Annotated in this window: 14 protein-coding genes; 3 read left to right on the top strand and 11 right to left on the bottom strand. The window is 67.2% G+C overall.

The features are described 5' to 3' along the window. Window positions 1-127: 127 nt before the first annotated feature. Window positions 128-760 (bottom strand): TetR/AcrR family transcriptional regulator, encoded by a 633-nt coding sequence (locus A5758_RS10795; RefSeq protein ID WP_067211800.1) that lies wholly within the window; start codon window positions 758-760, stop codon window positions 128-130. A gap of 137 nt (window positions 761-897) precedes the next feature. Between A5758_RS10795 and A5758_RS10790 the strand changes: the two genes are divergently transcribed. The 3 genes from A5758_RS10790 to A5758_RS25180 all read left to right on the top strand — a co-directional run bounded on the left by A5758_RS10790 (window position 898) and on the right by A5758_RS25180 (window position 2,768). Then, the gene (locus tag A5758_RS10790; protein ID WP_067211797.1) at window positions 898-1,266 is read left to right on the top strand and encodes a DUF3060 domain-containing protein; all 369 of its coding nucleotides are present in this window, start codon (window positions 898-900) and stop codon (window positions 1,264-1,266) included. Window positions 1,267-1,327: 61 nt separating this feature from the next. Then, entirely contained in the window at window positions 1,328-1,813 is a 486-nt protein-coding gene (locus A5758_RS10785) for a DUF3060 domain-containing protein (RefSeq protein WP_067211794.1), read from the top strand. Window positions 1,814-2,006: 193 nt separating this feature from the next. Continuing rightward, on the top strand, window positions 2,007-2,768 hold the full coding sequence (locus A5758_RS25180) for a DUF732 domain-containing protein (RefSeq protein ID WP_082939652.1): 762 nt from the start codon (window positions 2,007-2,009) through the stop codon (window positions 2,766-2,768). 21 nt (window positions 2,769-2,789) lie between these two features. Here the strand turns inward: A5758_RS25180 and A5758_RS10775 are convergent, their stop codons facing one another. The 10 genes from A5758_RS10775 to A5758_RS10730 all read right to left on the bottom strand — a co-directional run bounded on the left by A5758_RS10775 (window position 2,790) and on the right by A5758_RS10730 (window position 18,274). After that, window positions 2,790-3,557, bottom strand: a complete 768-nt coding sequence (locus A5758_RS10775) for a crotonase/enoyl-CoA hydratase family protein (RefSeq protein ID WP_067739748.1) — start codon at window positions 3,555-3,557, stop codon at window positions 2,790-2,792. Then, a complete protein-coding gene (locus tag A5758_RS10770) occupies window positions 3,554-4,273 on the bottom strand; it encodes a PaaX family transcriptional regulator C-terminal domain-containing protein (RefSeq protein ID WP_067739746.1) in 720 nt (239 codons plus the stop codon). The genes A5758_RS10775 and A5758_RS10770 overlap by 4 nt, the downstream gene beginning before the upstream one ends. A 3-nt stretch (window positions 4,274-4,276) precedes the next feature. After that, entirely contained in the window at window positions 4,277-5,215 is a 939-nt protein-coding gene (locus A5758_RS10765) for a crotonase/enoyl-CoA hydratase family protein (protein WP_067211782.1), read from the bottom strand. Between the two features lie 8 nt (window positions 5,216-5,223). Continuing rightward, window positions 5,224-6,852, bottom strand: coding sequence for an acyl-CoA dehydrogenase family protein (locus A5758_RS10760; RefSeq protein ID WP_067739744.1), 1,629 nt, complete (start codon window positions 6,850-6,852; stop codon window positions 5,224-5,226). A 51-nt stretch (window positions 6,853-6,903) separates the two neighbouring features. Beyond that, complete coding sequence (locus tag A5758_RS10755) at window positions 6,904-7,743, bottom strand: PHB depolymerase family esterase (RefSeq protein WP_067739740.1); 840 nt, start codon at window positions 7,741-7,743, stop codon at window positions 6,904-6,906. A 10-nt stretch (window positions 7,744-7,753) separates the two neighbouring features. After that, on the bottom strand, window positions 7,754-8,509 hold the full coding sequence (locus A5758_RS10750) for a deoxyribonuclease IV (protein ID WP_067739738.1): 756 nt from the start codon (window positions 8,507-8,509) through the stop codon (window positions 7,754-7,756). A 27-nt stretch (window positions 8,510-8,536) separates the two neighbouring features. After that, entirely contained in the window at window positions 8,537-9,184 is a 648-nt protein-coding gene (locus A5758_RS10745; protein ID WP_067739736.1) for a dihydrofolate reductase family protein, read from the bottom strand. Between the two features lie 186 nt (window positions 9,185-9,370). Next, window positions 9,371-13,321 (bottom strand): DNA-directed RNA polymerase subunit beta', encoded by a 3,951-nt coding sequence (locus tag A5758_RS10740; protein ID WP_067739733.1) that lies wholly within the window; start codon window positions 13,319-13,321, stop codon window positions 9,371-9,373. Between the two features lie 42 nt (window positions 13,322-13,363). Then, window positions 13,364-16,870, bottom strand: coding sequence for a DNA-directed RNA polymerase subunit beta (locus tag A5758_RS10735; protein WP_156622586.1), 3,507 nt, complete (start codon window positions 16,868-16,870; stop codon window positions 13,364-13,366). Window positions 16,871-17,263: 393 nt separating this feature from the next. Further along, a complete protein-coding gene (locus A5758_RS10730; protein ID WP_046186730.1) occupies window positions 17,264-18,274 on the bottom strand; it encodes an ABC transporter ATP-binding protein in 1,011 nt (336 codons plus the stop codon). Window positions 18,275-18,351 lie beyond the last annotated feature (77 nt).

The raw sequence follows: 18,351 nt of genomic DNA, 5'->3' as shown, positions 1-18,351 counted from the left end.
AGAAGATCCGATGCATCGTGGACATGCGAATTTGCCCGGCATCCACTTCCTTACGGTTAGGCGCCGTAAGCCGCCAGGCACGAGCCTCCACAATACCCGCCGCCGGTCTTGCAGGTCAAAGCGGCGGTTAACCGTGCGCGACGCGCCGTTCCAGACCTGCCGCCAGCCGCAGCACCATGTCCGAGAACAGCGCGTCGGTGTCGATGTCGTCCATGACACCGGTCATTTCCAGCAGCACGAAGCCGTGCAGCGCGGACCAGAACTCCAGGGCCGCGTGGAACGCCTCTTCGCCGTCGAGACCGTAGGAGGACAGCACCGAGATCACCGGCGCGGCGGCGCCTCGGGTCGCCGCCGTGTACTCGGGGTCGTCACCACCCAGCGGCATCCGGGTGAACGCCGAGTACCGGCCGGGGTGGTGATGGGCGTAGCTGCGGTAGGCGCCCGCCATGACCAGCACCGCGTCGTCGCGGGCGCGGCCCTCGCCGACCCTGTTCAGCATCGTGATGATGTCGTCGATGACGCGAATCCGCACCGCGCGGCGCAGGTCCTCCAGGCTGTCCACGTGGTTGTACAGCGACGGCCCCTTCGTGCCCAGCTGCATCGCCAGCGCGTTGATGGTGAGGGCGTCCCAGCCCTCCCGGTCCAGGAAGGTGAGCGCGCCGTCGATGATGCCTTCGCGGCTCAGCTTTGCCGGGCGCGAGCCGGTTCGTCCCGCGCGCGGGCGCCCGGCCGCCGACGGCGTTTCCGGCTGAGCTGCCATGGCGGGGCCCTTCGCTTGGGATGATCGTGGTGCTTAACTAATGACTCTAGTTGACGCCGACCGCGAAACCGTTTCAGCCACGACCGGATGGACGTAATCTCATCGAGCAGATCCACCCGTCAAAGAGGGGGCCCGCAGTGAACTGGACAACCGTCGCCGGGTCGCTGGCAACCTGTGTCATCACCGTCGCCGCAATCCCCGCTCCCGCGGCCCACGCGAAAAACGGCGACACCCATGTCATCGGACAGGGCATCCAGCAAACGCTGGACTGCAACGACGCCACGCTGCTGGTCAACGGCTCCTTCAATAACGTCACCGCGCTCGGCAACTGTTACGCGGTGACGGTGATGGGCTCGTCGAACACCGTCGTCGCCGACTCCGTCTCACACGACATCACCGTCTACGGCTACGACCAGACGGTGTTCTACCACAACGGCGCGCCGTTCCTCTGGGACCGCGGCCGCGAGCTGGGCATGACCAACCGGCTCCAGCAGGTGCCCGGCTGAGCCCGACACCACACCGCCATCCAAACCTGAGGCCATCCAAATCGAGGGGAATCGAGAGACAATGTCCGCCCACATCTTTGCCCGCCCCTCGGGGCTGACCGCGCTCACCGTGGTGCCGGCCGTCGCGGCCGTGTTGATCGCCGGTTGCAGTTCGACGGCCAACCCGCCCGCCGGTTCCACGACCACAACGAAGAGCAGCACGACGACGACGAGCGCCGGGGCGACCCCCACCACGGGGTCGAGCGGGGCGAGCACCACCGCGTCGGTCGAGATCGGCAACACGCTCAACTACGGATCGATGGGCACCACCGCGACGCTTGACTGCGCCAGCGGCAAGTCGCTGAACGTGGGCGGTTCCAACAACACCCTGACGGTCACCGGCAGCTGCGCGACGGTGACCGTTGGCGGCACGGACAACAAGATCACGCTGGACAAGGTGGACACCCGCATCAGCGTGGTCGGGTTGAACAACACCATCACCTACAAAGACGGTGAGCCCAAGGTCGACAACCTGGGTTCGGGCAACACCATCACCAAGGGCGGCTAGCCGGCAATCAGGTAGCTTGCGCACGCAGGTTGCCATTGCGCCACAACGACTTTCATACCCCGATGCGTTGCGGCCGGGGCGAATGGCACCGCTACTTCTGCGGCCGTGCGGTGTTTGACCCGCACGCCGCGCCGCCGAGGTGCCGCGGGCAGATCCGGGGCATATGATTCTGCCAGCAGAACGGAATCCAGCCATGCTCACCCGTACCACTAACCACGCCCGCGCACTGGTTACGGCCATCGTGGTACTGACCGGCGTCGCGATGCTGCCCCACGGCGCAGCGGCGGCCGACCCCAACCCCGACGATCAGTTTGTGGCGCTGCTCGACCAGAAAGGAATCCCTGCGCTCGAGAACGTCCCGAGCCTCATCGCCACAGCCCACAGAATTTGTCGCCAACTCGATGGCGGAATGCCCGTGGACGGCGTGGTCGCCGACATGAAGGAACGGGCGTTCAATGCCAACTCCGGTGGCGGCCAATACCCTCCCGACCGCGTCAACCGCACCATTGCCCGCTTCATCTCCGCCGCAGTCGAGGCCTACTGTCCCAACGATCAACCGAAGATTGCTTCCCTTCAGGCCATGGCGAATCCCGTGCCCGGATCGAGCGAGTCGACGCCGCGGAGCACCTCGAATCCGTACATCGCCGCCAGTTCGTGGAGCGACCTTCGGGAGCCCCAATCGACAGTGCGCATGGTCCCCTTGGGGGAAACCGGCCAGCCGGACCCACCGCAACTTCCGCCACCGCCGCCGCCGACAGCCCAGATCCTGACGCCACCCGCGCCGGTCGCGACGCCGTCTCCACGGCAACAACCACCACCCCCGGCGCAGGAACCGCAACCGGGACCGCAACAGGAGGCGCCTGCTGCTCCTGCGCCTGGCGGCCCTCCCGGCACTGGTCCGGAGTCACCGCCCACGCCGCCCACGCCGCCGGGCAGGGTGAGGCTCGCGCCGTAAGAGACCGACCCGAGGCGCCGGCTAGCCGGCGGGTGCCCCGTGCCGGCCCGCGCCCGCGGCGAACCGTCCGGCCCCCTCGTTCGCCTCGGCGGCGACGCGGGAGATGCTGGCGAATTCGAAGTCGAGCGCCTCGGGTTCCGTTGTCCCCCATTGATGTAGCGCCGAAAGCCGGTCGGACCGCAGACACTGCTGCGGCAGCGCGGCCAGTTGCGAGGCCAGTTCCTCCGCCGCTTGCCGCGCCTGGCCATTGGGCACGACGCGGTTAGCCAACCCCATCGCGAGGGCTTCGTCGGCCTTGACGCCGCGGCCGGTGAGAATCATGTCCATCGCGCGGCTGTGCCCGATCAGCCGCGGCAGCCGCACGGTGCCGCCATCGATCAGCGGCACCCCCCACCGGCGGCAGAACACCCCGAACACGGCGTCCTCCTCGGCCACCCGCAGGTCGCACCAGAGGGCCAACTCCAGGCCCCCGGCGACGGCGTAGCCGCTCACCGCGGCGATCACGGGTTTGGACAACACCATCCGCGTCGGACCCATCGGGCCCGCGCCCGTCCGGTGCACGGCGTTCGCGTCCGGTGTACCGAAGGCCTTCAAATCGGCTCCGGCGCAGAATGTTCCACCGTCTCCCCATAAGACGGCGACCGACGCGGTGTCGTCGCAGTCGAATTCGTCGAACGCCGCGTACAGCGCCGCGGCGGTGGGGCCGTTGACCGCGTTGCGCGCCGCCGGGCGGTTCAGGACCACCGTCGTCACCGGGCCGTTGCGTTCGATACGCACCGGATCGTTCATTTTGCCTCCGCAAATAGTGGTTCGCGCCGCTCGAGCAACTCGGTGGCGAAGTCGTGGTAAGCCGCGCGCAGCCGGGCGCCGGGCCAGTCGTCCGGCAGCAGTTCGTCGGGCAGCACCGGGTCGGTCAGCAGGTGCCGCACCGTCGCCGCCGCGACCACGAAACGGCCGGGAATGTCTGGCGCGGTGGCCATCTCGTCGAGCATGCGGCTGCCGGCCCGGGCCCAGGCCGGCAGGTCCCACAGCTGGGCGGCCAACTGGGCGGGATCGTCGTCGCGTGCCCGCAGGACGCGCACGCGGGCGTCGATCTCTGGGTCGAGGTCGAGCTCGAGGTTGTCGGGTCGCATCCAGACGCCTTCGCGCAGTTCGCCGAATCGCTTGGCGTGCAAGGCATTTCGGAGCGTCGCCCGGGTGCGTGCGTCGCCGCCCACGCTGGTCACGATCAGCGTGATCCACTCCCCGCGCCACGGCCGGACTCGCGGGTTGATGGCGTCGTCCTGCCGCCGCTGGCGGGCCAGCAGGCGATCCGAGAGCCGGTAGCCGTCGGCGGAGCGGATCAGGTCGCCCCCACCCACCATGCGGGTCAGCGCCACCCGCAGGGTGGTCTCTTTGATGCCGAAATCGGCAGTGAGCTTGACCAATTCACTCGCGCTGGCGCACGCCGGGTGGGCCCCCAGCAGGACGCTGAGCACCACCGACCGGGCCGTCATGGTGGGCATGGGTTACACCTGTGACGCGCGGCGGCCGTAGTCACCGAAGGGTTCGTCGCGATGCCGCACCGCGTCCCGGAAGCCGTGCTCCACGGCGTCGGCGACGAAGGCGTGCCCTTCCGGGGTGTGCCGGGCAACGCCGTCGAACACGGTGCTGACCATCCTGCTGGTGGCCACACCCTGTTGCAGCAGAGCCGAATTCAGCGCGAGCTTGACCATCATCAGCTGGTTGACGGGCACCGCGGCGATCCGCTGCACGAGCCGTTCGGTGCGCTCGTCGAGGTCCGCCGGATCCGGCGCCTCGACCGCCAGGCCCCATTCGGCGGCCTGCGCGCCGGTGATGCAATCACCGGTGAACAGCAGGCGCTTGGCGCGCTGGTCGCCGAGCCGGTGCGCCCACAGCCCGGCCGCCGGGACGCCCCACACCCGCGTGGGCGGGTAGCCGATCTTGGCGTCGGCGGCGGCGATCACCTGGTCGGCATGCAGCGCGATGTCGGTGCCCCCGGCCACGCAGTAACCGTGGATCTTGACCACCGTCGGCTTGTCGGCGTGCATCAGGCTGGAGAAACCGCGCACGAACCGGCTCATCATCTGGTAGTCGATCATCGGGTCCCAGGGCTGGTCGGGTAAGTGGTTGACCGCCTGGGTTTTTCCGCTCAGTACGGTGCCCGCATAGGCCCCGGTCCCGCCGGCCGAGCCGGTGCGGTCGGCGTAGGCGCTCAGGTCGAAGCCCGCGCAGAACCCCTCGCCGCGGCCGGACACCAGGATGACGTGCACATTGGGGTCGAGGTCGGCGCGCTCGACCAGCGCCGAGAGCTCCAGCGGGGTGTCCGCGACGATCGCGTTGCCCTTCTCCGGCCGGTTGAAGGTGATCCGGGCAACCCGGTCGGTGACCTCGTAGGTCATGGTCTTCAGGTTGTCGAAGTCGACCGGCCTGATCGCGTGAGTCATATTGGGACTCAGCCCTTGACCAGGGCACGCTCGAGGATCGGGGCCAGGTCCAGGCCGGCGGGCATGGTGCCGTAGGCCCCACCCCACTGGCGGTCGAGCCGGGTGGTCAGGAAGGCCTCGGCGACGGCGGGGTGGCCGTGGCGCACCAGCAGCGAGCCCTGCAGCGCCAGACAGATGTCCTCGGCCACCTTGCGGGCCCGGTGCGCGATGGTGTCCAGGTCGGACAGGTCCTGCCGCAGGCGCTCGACATGACCGCCGAGTCGCGGGTCCGCGCCGGCGCTTTCGGCCAGTTCGGTGAACAGCACCTCGACGCATTCGGGCCGAGTGGCCATGGCGCGCAACGTGTCCAGCGCGCTGACGTTGCCCGAGCCCTCCCAGATGCCCATCAGCGGCGCCTCGCGGAACAGCCGCGGCATGCCCGAGTCCTCGACATAGCCGTTGCCGCCCAGGCATTCCAGCGCTTCGGCGGCGTGCGGGGTGGCGCGCTTGCACACCCAGTACTTGCTGGCCGCCAGGCCGATGCGGCGCAGCAGCGCCTCCTGGTCGTCGCCGCGCAACGCCTTGTCGGTGGCGCCGGCCATCCGCATCGCGACGATGGTCGCGGCCTCGGCCTCCACGGCCAGGTCGGCCAGCACGTTGCGCATCAGCGGCTGGTCGATCAGGTAGGCGCCGAACGCCTTTCGGTGCTGGGTGTGGTGGATGGCGCGGGTCAATCCGGTGCGCATGCTGGTGGCGCTGCCCAGGGTGCAGTCCAGCCGGGTCAGGTTGACCATCTCGATGATGGTGCGTACGCCGCGGCCCTCCTCGCCCACCAGCCACGCGGTCGCACGAGAGTATTCGACCTCACTCGACGCGTTGGCGTGGTTGCCGAGCTTGTCCTTCAGCCGCTGCAGGAACATTCGGTTGCGGGTGCCGTCGGGCAGCACCCGCGGCAGCAGGAAGCACGACAGCCCGCCCGGGGCCTGCGCGAGGACAAGAAAGATGTCGCACATCGGCGCCGAGGTGAACCACTTGTGGCCGGTCAGGCTGTAGCTGCCATCGCCGTTCGGGGTCGCCTGCGTGGTGCCGGCGCGCACGTCGGATCCGCCCTGCTTCTCGGTCATCGACATGCCGGCGGTGATGCCGCGCTTGGTGGTGGCCAGCTTGAGTTCGGGATCGTAGTCACGGCTGGTCAGCAGGGGCTCGTAGACCGCCGCGAGCTCCGGGTTGTAGCGCAGCGCGGGAACGACGGCGTAGGTCATCGAGATCGGGCAGGTGTGGCCGGGCTCGACGTTCCAGACCGACATCTTCGCCGCGCGCACCACGTGCGCGCCCGGGCGGTCGTCGGCCCACGGTGCGGCGTGGATGCCGGTGGCGATCGCCGTGCGCATCAGCTCGTGGTAGGCCGGGTCGTACTCGACCTCGTCGACCCGGTGGCCGTACTTGTCGTGGGTGTGCAGGATGGGCCGGTTGCGGTCGGCGAGCTCGCCCCACCGCTGCGCTTCGCGGCCACCCGCGATCGCGCCCACCTCGTTCACCTCTTCTGAGCCCCATTCCCCGCCCTCGCGGATCAGGGCCTCGACGAGCACTGCGGACGTCGCGGGGTTGTAGTTCTCCAGCGGAGGGACCTGATTGGTGACGACATGCGTATCCGACATGACACTCATGTTACATTTTTCCGACAGCCGCACAAGAGGTGTAATAGGGCTTTACCGTGGGTGCGCGGCGAAGAATTCCCACAGCGTACGCGCGGCGAACGGGGGCCACTCGTGGCCGCCCGCCTCGATCGTGATCAGCGTGACGCCGCGGCTGCCCGCGCATCCCGCCGTCGACGTGGTGAGGGGGCCATTCGTCGTGGTGGCCGGGGCGGCGCACTGATCGACGTTGCGCCAGAACGCATTCACGTCGGGTACCGAGGGCCCGTTGATGACGCTGAAACCCTGCCCGCCGCCGTAGGGCACCAGCCGATCCGCGGTGCCGTGGATGTGCATGATCGACATCGGACGCGGGTTGGGGCAGCGGTTCAGCTGCGTGCCGGCCACCGGACCGATCGCGGCGAAGATATCGGTGGCGCAAGCCAGCGTGTAGGCCATGATGCCGCCGTTGCTCATGCCGCTGACATAGATGCGGGCGGGGTCGGTGCTGACGTGCTTGGCGATGTCGGCGACGGCCGCGCTGACGAAGGCGACGTCGTCGACACCCTCCCGGCCCGGCCGGCCGCAGCAGCCCTCCCCGTCGACGTTCCAGGCCCGGTCTAGCCCATCCGGGTAGGCGACGACGAACTTGGCCGAATCGGCCAATGCATCCCAGCCGTAATCCCTTTCGACTTGCCTCGCGCTCCCGGAATAGCCGTGCAGCACCACGACGAGCGGCGCCGAAGCCGATGCTCCCGGGGGCTCATAGAGCCGATAGCTGCGATCGTGTCCGCCCACATTGATGTGGTGCAAGCTGGTGCCGGTGACGAAGCCCGAGGGCGGCTCAGGTTTCAGCGGCGAACAACCCACAGCCAGAAGGACTACCCCGAGAAGCGCCGCGAGCCTACCGAGCACAGGCCGTAACTCAGCCGCTGGTCTTTTCCCGCAGGAACGCGATGTCGTCCTTGCGGCCCTCGTCTGCGGTTTCGCAGATGACGGGCGCGTCGGCCGCCCTGACGACCGCGGCGAGCAGCTCGGGATCGATCTGGCCGGTGCCGAAGTTGGCGTGCCGGTCGGCACCCGAGCCGGCGGCGTCGCGCGAGTCGTTGCAGTGCACCAGGTCGATGCGTCCGGTCAGGGCCTTGATCCTGTCGACCGCGTCGATCAGCTCCTCACCCGCGGCCCACGCGTGGCAGGTGTCCAGGCAGAATCCAATGCCCTTGTCGCCGATGCGATCCCACAACCTGCCGATGGTGTCGAAGTGGCGGGCCATCGCATGGTCGCCGCCGGCGGTGTTCTCCAGGTACACCTGCACGTCTGTTTCCAGGTAGTCCAGCGCCTTGACCCAGCGTTCGAAGCCGGCCTCCATGTCGTCGTCGTCGGCATGGCCGCCGTGCACGATCACGGCCGTCGCGTTGATCTCCGAGGCGGCGTCGCAGGTGTCCTGCAGGATCTTGCGCGACGGGATGCGGATGCGATTGTTGGCCGATGCCACGTTGATCAGGTACGGCGCGTGGACGTACAGCGGGATGGTGGACGCCTTGAGCACCTCGGCGTCGTCGCGCGGCTTGGGCTTCTTCCAGCTCTGCGGGTTGCCCAGGAAGAACTGCACCGCGTCGGCGCCATCCGCCTGCGCAGCGGCCAGCGGGTCGTCGTTGTGGACGTGTGAACCGATGAGCACGCGGCCAGTGTAGTTGGCGAGCGGCCGTCATCGCCGCCAGAACAAGTGATGCGTGACCCCACTGGCGCTGGGCACCACCTCGTGGTGGAACCTGTCCTCGAGCTCTTCGGGGGACTCCCAGAGCCGCGATCCGGCGCCGATCTCCACCTCCGCGACCGCAACGTGAAGAGCGTCGACGAGGCCCGCGTCCAGAAATCGGCGCACGGTGCTCGCGCCACCGCCGAGCCGGACGTCCTTGCCGCCGGCGGCCATCTTCGCCTGATCCAGGACGCTCATCGGATCTCCGGAGACGAAGTGGAACGTCGTGTCCGACAGCGCCAACGGCGGACGGTCGTAGTGCGTCATGACGAACACTGGGGTGTGGAACGGCGGCTCGTCACCCCACCACCCCTGCCAGTCGGGATGGTCCTGCCACCGGCCGCGGTACGGGCTGAACTTGTTGCGGCCCATGATCTCCGCGCCGATGTTGTTGGTGAAGTCGCGGGTGAAGTAGTCGTCGAGGCCGCGACTACCGCCGGGCTCGCTGCGGCCCACCCAACTCGCGGTCGCGCCGACCCAGGCGAACAGGGCACCTTGGTCGGCGTCGCCGAAGGGGCGCTCGAAACACTGGTTGAGCCCGGCGCCGAACCCATCGCGCGACAACATGAAATTCTGGACCCTGAGCAATTGGGCCACGCGTTCCTCCTGAGGTCTTCGACAGTCAGAAGGTAGACCTGGACCGCTGGCCGAACTCATCGCCGTTGACCGCTTCGACTGACGAGCAGACACTCGCACCAGCGCAGCCAGATTCATGCGATTTTGTGTCTGCTCGCGAACAAGAAAAGAGCCCCCGCACCGGGCGGGGGCTCTTTTCTTGTCGAACTAGCGGTAGTCGCTGTAACCGTAATCGTCCAGCGGCACCGCGGCGCCGGTGGCCTGGCCGAAGTCCGGGCTGTAGTACTGATCCTCGTAGGACGGGATCGTGTACGCGGCGGCCCGGGCCTCCTCGGTCGGCTGCACCTGGATGTTGCGGTACCGGTTGATGCCGGTTCCGGCCGGGATCAGCTTTCCGATGATCACGTTCTCCTTCAGACCCTGCAGCTTGTCGCTGCGGCAGTTGATCGCCGCGTCGGTCAGCACGCGCGTGGTCTCCTGGAAGGACGCCGCGCTCAGCCACGAGTCGGTGGCCAGCGACGCCTTCGTGATACCCATCAGCACCGGACGGCCGGCGGCGGGCTCGCCGCCCTCGGCCACCACCCGGCGGTTTTCCGCCTCGAACTCCGCGCGGTCGATCAGCGAGCCGGGCAGGAACTCCGTCGCACCCGAGTCGATGATGGTGACGCGGCGCAGCATCTGGCGCACGATCACCTCGATGTGCTTGTCGTGGATCGACACACCCTGGGCCCGGTAGACCTCCTGGACCTCGCGGACCAGGTGAATCTGCACCTCGCGGGGGCCCTGCACGCGCAGCACCTCGTGCGGGTCGGCCGAGCCCTCCATCAGCTGCTGGCCCACCTCGACGTGGTCGCCGTCGGAAAGCACCCGCTCGGAACCGTCGTCGTGTTTGAACACCCGCAACCGCTGCCGCTTGGAGAGCTTGTCGTAGACGACCTCCTCGCTCCCGTCGTCGGGAATGACGGTGATCTTGTAGAAGCGCTCACCCTCCTCGAGGCGGATCCGCCCGGTGAGGTCGGCGATCGGCGCCTTACCGCGCGGGACGCGGGCCTCGAACAGCTCTTGCACCCGGGGCAGACCGCCGGTGATGTCCTCACCGACACCACCCTGGTGGAAGGTACGCATGGTCAGCTGCGTGCCGGGCTCACCGATGGACTGGGCGGCGACGATACCGACGGCCTCGCCGATGTCGACCAGTTTTCCGGTGGCCATGGACCGCCCGTAGCAGGTCGCGCACACGCCGGTGCCGGTGGTACAGGTCAGCACCGAGCGCACCTTGACCTGCGTGATGCCGGCCGCCAGCAGGGCGTCGATCTCCGGGTCACCCAGGTCCTCACCGCGGCGCACGACGACGTTGCCGGCCTCGTCGACCGCGTCGGCACCCAGAGTCCGTGCGTACGCCGATGTTTCGATGTACGGGTCGCGGATCAGGGTGCCGTCGGGCTGACGCTCGGCCAGCTCGACGAGGATGCCGCGCTCGGTCTCGCAGTCGTGCTCACGGACAATGACGTCCTGGCTGACGTCCACCAGACGACGGGTCAGGTAACCCGAGTCGGCGGTACGCAACGCGGTGTCCGCCAGGCCCTTTCGAGCGCCGTGCGTGTTGATGAAGTACTCCAGCACGGTCAGGCCCTCACGGAACGAGGACTTGACCGGACGCGGGATGAACTCACCCTTCGGGTTGGTCACCAGGCCCTTCATGCCGGCCAGCGTTCGGGTCTGGGTGAAGTTACCCGTGGCACCCGAGTCGACGATCGTGATGATCGGGTTGTCGGCCGGGTAGTGCTCCCGCAGCGCCTGACCGACCTCGTCGGTGGCTTCCTTCCAGATCTCCACCAGTGCCTCGTTGCGCTCGTCGTGGTTCAAAGCGCCGCGCTGGAACTGCTTTTCGACCTTCTCGGCCCGCTCCTCGTAATGGTCGAGGATCTCCTTTTTGCGGGGCGGAACCAGCACGTCGGCCATCGACACGGTGACACCGCTGCGGGTCGCCCAGTAGAAGCCGGCGTCCTTGAGCTTGTCGACGGTCTGCGCGACCACGATCATCGGGTAGCGCTCGGCCAGGTCGTTGATGATGGCGGCCTGCACCTTCTTGTGCATCTGCTTGTTCACGAACGCGTAGCCCACCGGCAGCAGCTCGTTGAACAGCACCCGGCCCAGCGTGGTCTCGGCCATCCAGGCATCGCCCGGCTGCCAGCCGTTGGCACCGAACAGCTCGGCCTCGATCTCGGCGGGCGGACGCAGCTGCGTCAGTCGCACCTTGATCTTGGCCCGCACCGACAGCACGCCGCGGTCGGCGGCCATGATCGCCTCGGCCGGCGAGGAGTACACGCCGACCTCCGGCTGATCCTTGGCGGCCGCACGGAATTCGCCCTTGTCGCCGTCCACCTCGGTGGTGAGGAAGTACAGCCCGGTCACCATGTCCAGACGCGGCATGGCCAGGGGACGTCCGGACGCGGGCGACAGGATGTTGTTACTCGACAGCATCAGGATGCGCGCCTCGGCCTGGGCCTCCGCGCTCAGCGGCAGATGCACCGCCATCTGGTCGCCGTCGAAGTCGGCGTTGAACGCCTCACACACCAACGGGTGCAGCTGAATCGCCTTGCCTTCCACCAGCATCGGCTCAAAGGCCTGGATGCCCAGCCGGTGCAGGGTGGGTGCGCGGTTCAGCAGCACCGGGTGCTCGGCGATGACCTCTTCGAGGACGTCCCACACCTGGGGACGCTGCCGCTCCACCATGCGTTTGGCGCTCTTGATGTTCTGCGCGTGGTTGAGGTCGACAAGCCGCTTCATCACGAACGGCTTGAACAGCTCCAGCGCCATCAGCTTGGGCAGGCCACACTGGTGCAGCTTGAGCTGCGGGCCGACCACGATGACCGAACGGCCCGAGTAGTCGACGCGCTTACCGAGCAGGTTCTGGCGGAACCGACCCTGCTTGCCCTTCAGCAGATCCGACAGGGACTTGAGCGGACGGTTGCCCGGCCCGGTGACGGGACGACCACGACGGCCGTTGTCGAACAGCGCGTCGACGGACTCCTGCAGCATCCGCTTCTCGTTGTTGACGATGATCTCGGGCGCACCGAGGTCGATCAGCCTCTTGAGGCGGTTGTTGCGGTTGATCACGCGGCGGTACAGGTCATTCAGGTCGGACGTGGCGAACCGGCCACCGTCGAGCTGCACCATCGGACGCAGCTCCGGCGGGATGACCGGCACCGCGTCGAGCACCATGCCCATCGGCGAGTTGCCCGACTGCTGGAAGGCGGCGACCACCTTCAGCCGCTTGAGGGCGCGAAGCTTCTTCTGCCCCTTGCCGTTTCGGATGACGTCACGCAGGATGTCGGCCTCGGCGTCGATGTCGAAGTTCTCGATGAGCTTCTGGATCGACTCCGCGCCCATGGCGCCGGTGAAGTACTCACCGTAGCGGTCGACGAGCTCGCGGTAGAGGTTCTCGTCGACGATCAGCTGCTTGGGGGCCAGCTTGGTGAAGGTGCTCCAGATATCCTCCAGCCGGTCCAGCTCACGCTGGGCCCGGTCACGGAGCTGGCGCATCTCCCGCTCGCCGCCGTCGCGCACCTTGCGGCGGGCGTCGGCCTTGGCGCCCTCGGCCTCCAGCTCGGCCAGGTCGGCCTCGAGCTTCTGCGCGCGGGCCTCCAGGTCGGCATCGCGCTGGTCCTCAACGGCCTTGCGCTCCACCATCATTTCGGCCTCGAGCGTGGACAGCTCGTTGTGCCGCATCTCGTCGTCGACCGACGTGATCACGTACGCCGCGAAGTAGATGATCTTCTCGAGATCCTTCGGGGCCAGGTCGAGCAGGTAACCGAGCCGGCTCGGCACACCCTTGAAGTACCAGATGTGCGTGACGGGCGCGGCAAGCTCGATGTGGCCCATCCGCTCGCGGCGGACCTTGGCGCGGGTCACCTCGACGCCGCAGCGCTCACAGATGATGCCCTTGAAGCGGACGCGCTTGTACTTGCCGCAGTAGCACTCCCAGTCGCGAGTCGGTCCGAAGATCTTCTCGCAGAACAGGCCGTCCTTCTCAGGCTTCAGCGTGCGGTAGTTGATCGTCTCCGGCTTCTTGACCTCGCCGTAAGACCATTGCCTGATGTCCTCCGCGGTGGCGAGGCCGATACGGAGTTCATCGAAGAAGTTGACGTCGAGCACGTAACTTCCTTTCCCCTTGCGGGTTTTAGTAACTAAAAGTGATTAAGCCAGGTCCTCAACGGACGCGGATTCGTTGCGGGACAGGTTGATTCCCAAGTTGGCCGCAGCCCGCTCGAGGTCCTCGTCCTCGCCTTCGCGCAATTCGATCGCCGCGCCGTCCGACGAGAGCACCTCGACGTTCAGACAAAGCGACTGCAGCTCCTTGAGCAGCACCTTGAACGACTCCGGGATGCCCGGCTCGGGGATGTTCTCGCCCTTGACGATCGCCTCGTACACCTTGACCCGGCCGACGGTGTCGTCGGACTTGATGGTCAACAGCTCCTGCAGCGTGTACGCGGCGCCGTAGGCCTGCATGGCCCAGCACTCCATCTCACCGAACCGCTGGCCACCGAACTGCGCCTTACCACCCAGCGGCTGCTGGGTGATCATCGAGTACGGACCGGTGGAGCGGGCGTGGATCTTGTCGTCCACCAGGTGGTGCAGCTTCATGATGTACATGAAGCCGACCGTCACCGGGTACGGGAACGGTTCACCACTGCGGCCGTCGAAGAGCACCGCCTTGCCGTCGCCGTTCACCATCACCTCGTTGTCCCGGTTGGGCAGCGTGCAGGACAGCAGCCCCTGCAGCTCCGCCTCCCGGGCGCCGTCGAACACCGGCGTCGAGACGATGGCGTTGGGCTCCGCGCTCTGCAGTGCCTTGGGCAGGTTGGCCGCCCAGTCGGGCGAACCCTCGATGTTCCAGCCGGACTTGGCCACCCACCCGAGGTGGGTCTCCAGGATCTGGCCGATGTTCATCCGTCGCGGCACACCGTGGGTGTTCAGGATGATGTCCACCGGCGTGCCGTCCGGCATGAACGGCATGTCCTCGACGGGCAGGATCTTGCCGATCACGCCCTTGTTCCCGTGCCGGCCGGCGAGCTTGTCGCCGTCGGAGATCTTCCGCTTCTGGGCCACGTAGACGCGCACCAGCTCGTTGACACCGGCGGGCAGCTCGTCGTCGTCCTCGCGGGAGAACACCCGGATGCCGATGACCTTGCCGGACTCGCCGTGTGGCACCTTCAGCGAGGTGTCGCGGACCTCACGGGCCTTCTCACCGAAGATCGCCCGCAGCAGCCGCTCCTCCGGGGTCAGCTCGGTCTCCCCCTTCGGGGTGACCTTGCCGACCAGGATGTCGCCGTCGCGGACCTCGGCGCCGATGCGGACGATGCCGCGCTCGTCGAGGTCAGCCAGCACCTCGTCGGAGACGTTCGGGATGTCCCGGGTGATCTCCTCGGCGCCCAGCTTGGTGTCGCGGGCGTCGATCTCGTGCTCCTCGATGTGGATCGAGGTGAGCACGTCCTCTTCGACCAGGCGGTTGGAGAGGATGATCGCGTCCTCGTAGTTGTGGCCCTCCCACGGCATGATCGCCACGAGCAGGTTCTTGCCCAGCGCCATCTCACCGTTCTCGGTGCACGGACCGTCGGCGATGACCTGGCCGGCCTCGACCCGGTCCGCGGCGTCCACGATCGGCGACTGGTTGGCGCACGTGCCGTGGTTGGAGCGCTCGAACTTGCGCATCCGGTAGGTGTGCCGGGTGCCGTCGTCGGCCATCACGGTGATGTAGTCCGCGGAGACCTCCTCGATCACCCCGGCCTTGTCCGCGACGACGACGTCGCCGGCGTCGATCGCGGCGCGCAGCTCCATGCCGGTGCCCACCAGCGGCGCCTCGCTGCGCACCAGCGGAACCGCCTGGCGCTGCATGTTGGCGCCCATCAGGGCACGGTTGGCGTCGTCGTGCTCGAGGAACGGAATCATGGCCGTGGCCACCGACACCATCTGGCGCGGCGAGACGTCCATGTAGTCCACCTCGGACGACGGCACGTACTCGACCTCGCCCGCCTTGCGGCGAACCAGAACGCGCGACTCTTCGAACCGGCCGCTGTCGTCGATCGGCGAGTTGGCCTGCGCCACGACGTGGCGGTCCTCCTCGTCGGCGGTCAGGTAGTGGATCTCGTCGGTGACCACACCGTCGACCACCTTGCGGTACGGCGTCTCGATGAAGCCGAACGGGTTGACCCGCGCGTACACCGACAGCGAGCCGATCAGGCCGATGTTGGGACCCTCCGGGGTCTCGATCGGGCACATCCGGCCGTAGTGCGACGGGTGCACGTCGCGGACCTCCAGGCCGGCCCGCTCACGGGACAGACCACCCGGGCCCAGCGCCGACAGGCGGCGCTTGTGGGTGAGACCCGACAGCGGGTTGTTCTGGTCCATGAACTGGGAGAGCTGGCTGGTGCCGAAGAACTCCTTGATGGCGGCGACCACCGGCCGGATGTTGATCAGCGTCTGCGGCGTGATCGCCTCGACGTCCTGGGTGGTCATCCGCTCGCGGACGACCCGCTCCATCCGGGACATGCCTACCCGGATCTGGTTCTGGATCAACTCGCCGACAGTACGCAGCCGGCGATTGCCGAAGTGGTCGATGTCGTCGGTTTCCACCGGTACCTCGATGCCGCCCGGGACGGTCATCGTGGCCTGACCCTCGTGCAGGCGCACCAGGTACTCGATGGTCGCGACGACGTCTTCCTCGGTCAGCGTCGACGACGTGATCGGCTCACCGGCGTGCAGGCCCAGCTTCTTGTTGACCTTGTAGCGGCCGACACGGGCCAGGTCGTAGCGCTTCTCCTTGAAGAACAGGTTCTCCAGCAGCGTCTGCGCGGACTCCTTGGTCGGCGGTTCGCCCGGACGCAGCTTGCGGTAGATGTCCAGCAGCGCCTCGTCGGTGCCGGCGGTGTTGTCCTTCTCCAGCGTGCCCATCATGATCTCGGAGAAGCCGAACCGCTCGTGGATCCGCTCGTTGGTCCAGCCGAGCGCCTTGAGCAGCACGGTGACGGGCTGGCGGCGCTTGCGGTCGATGCGCACGCCGACGGTGTCGCGCTTGTCAACGTCGAACTCCAGCCACGCGCCGCGGCTGGGGATCACCTTGACGCTGTGCAGCAGCTTCTCGGTGGACTTGTCGATGCTCTCGTCGAAGTACACGCCGGGCGAGCGCACCAGCTGGCTGACGACCACGCGCTCGGTCCCGTTGATGATGAAGGTGCCCTTCTCGGTCATCATCGGGAAGTCGCCCATGAACACCGTCTGGCTCTTGATCTCGCCGGTGTTGTTGTTGATGAACTCGGCCGTGACGAACAGCGGGGCCGCGTACGTCATGTCCTTGTCTTTGCACTCGTCGACCGGCGCCTTGACCTCGTCGAAGCGGGGGTCGGAGAACGACAGCGACATCGAGCCGGAGAAGTCCTCGATCGGGGAGAGCTCGTCGAGCACCTCCTCGAGACCACCCACCGGCTTGACGTCGCCGCGGGCGGCCGCGGCCTCGCGCCAACGGGGTGCGCCGATCAACCACTCGAAGGAGTCGATCTGCACGTCGAGCAGGCCGGGAACCTCGAGCGGTTCGCGGAGCTTGGCGAAGGAAACTCGGTTGGGCGCTCCGGGTACGGAGCCGTTTAAGGAACTTCCATTAGAGGAACTTTGTGGGCGATCCGTTTTGCTCTGGCGGGAATCAGCCAAGATGCATCCTTCCAGCACCTCGTGCGACTCACGAGAACCGGGACCACCGGTTGCGTTCGCCGCGAATTGTGTCGGTTTGGCCGGCGAACAATCTGTCCCAATCTCACGCGCACAACTAAAGAACTAAGCCGCTAGAGGGGGCTCAGGCTTAGACCACATTGTCAAGTGGCGGGTGAGGTGGGCAGGAGGTAGCCAGCGCAACGTCCAACAATAGCGCAGGGCGGCGCATTCCTCAACTGTCCAGCACAAGCGATCCAGGGACATCGGCGCTGGCTGGCATCTCGACTTTCCACTGGATACATGCTGCCCAACAGACTGGCCGGTTTACGGCCCGTCGTCAAGAGGGCGGGCCGCCGAGTTACGCGATGTTATCGCGAAGCTCGGACCGGGCGTCTAGTCGCCGACTTCGTGCGCGCGGTACTTGTGGGTGCCCTCCATGTCGTCGATGATCGCGGCCTGTGCCTTCTGCGGCAGGGTGTGCAGAATCTCGCGCACCCGCGCCTGGCGCCGGCCGACGGCCTTGCGCTCCGGCATTCCCGGCGACGCGACGATCTGCGGCGGCACTCCCTCGATCTCCTCGACACCGCCGGCGTGCTGACCGGCCTCGAGGGCGGCCTGCTCCTCGGCCATCGTCGACTCGTCCTTTTCCTCGGACATGCCGATCGGCCCGATGCGGCGGCCGTTGAGGAACTGCCGCACCACCGGCTCGTCACTGGTCAGCAGCACCTCGCGCGGGCCGAACATGACGAGCTTGCGCCGGAACAGCATGCCCATGTTGTCCGGCACGGTGCGGGCGATGTTGATGTTGTGCGTGACGATCAGGACGGTGGCGTCGATTTGGGCGTTGATGTCGAGGATCAGCTGGCTCAGGTAGGCCGTACGAACCGGGTCCAGACCCGAGTCGGGCTCGTCGCAAAGGATGATCTGCGGGTCCATCACCAGGGCGCGGGCGAGGCTGGCGCGCTTGCGCATACCGCCGGAGATCTCGCCGGGGAACTTCTTCTCGTCGCCACCCAGACCCACCATGGTCAGCTTCTCCATGACGATGTCACGGATCTCGCCTTCCTTCTTCTTGGTGTGCTCGCGCAGCGGGAAGGCCGCGTTGTCGAACAGGTTCATCGAACCGAACAGCGCGCCGTCCTGGAACATCACGCCGAACAGCGTGCGGATCTCGTAGAGCTCCTTGGCCGAGCACTGCAGGATGTCGGTGCCGTCGATGACGACCGAGCCGCGCTCCGGTCGCAGCAGACCGATCAGGGACTTCAGGAACACCGATTTGCCGGTACCCGACGGGCCCAGCAGGACGCTGACCTCCCCGGCAGGGATCTCCAGCGTCACGTCTTCCCAAATCCTCGACGACCCGAAGGACTTGGTGAGGCCGTTCACCTCAATAGCGACACCCATGGGAGATCCTTCCGTCGACGCATATGCCCGCCACCTGCCCTTTTATGTGGCATGAGTCACTGTAGCGCACGCTTGCT

The organism is Mycobacterium sp. 852014-50255_SCH5639931, from assembly GCF_001665605.1.
GTDB lineage: Bacteria > Actinomycetota > Actinomycetes > Mycobacteriales > Mycobacteriaceae > Mycobacterium > Mycobacterium paraffinicum.
The sequence above is the reverse complement of the archived record's forward strand: the minus strand, read 5'-3'. Positions and strand labels throughout refer to the sequence as shown.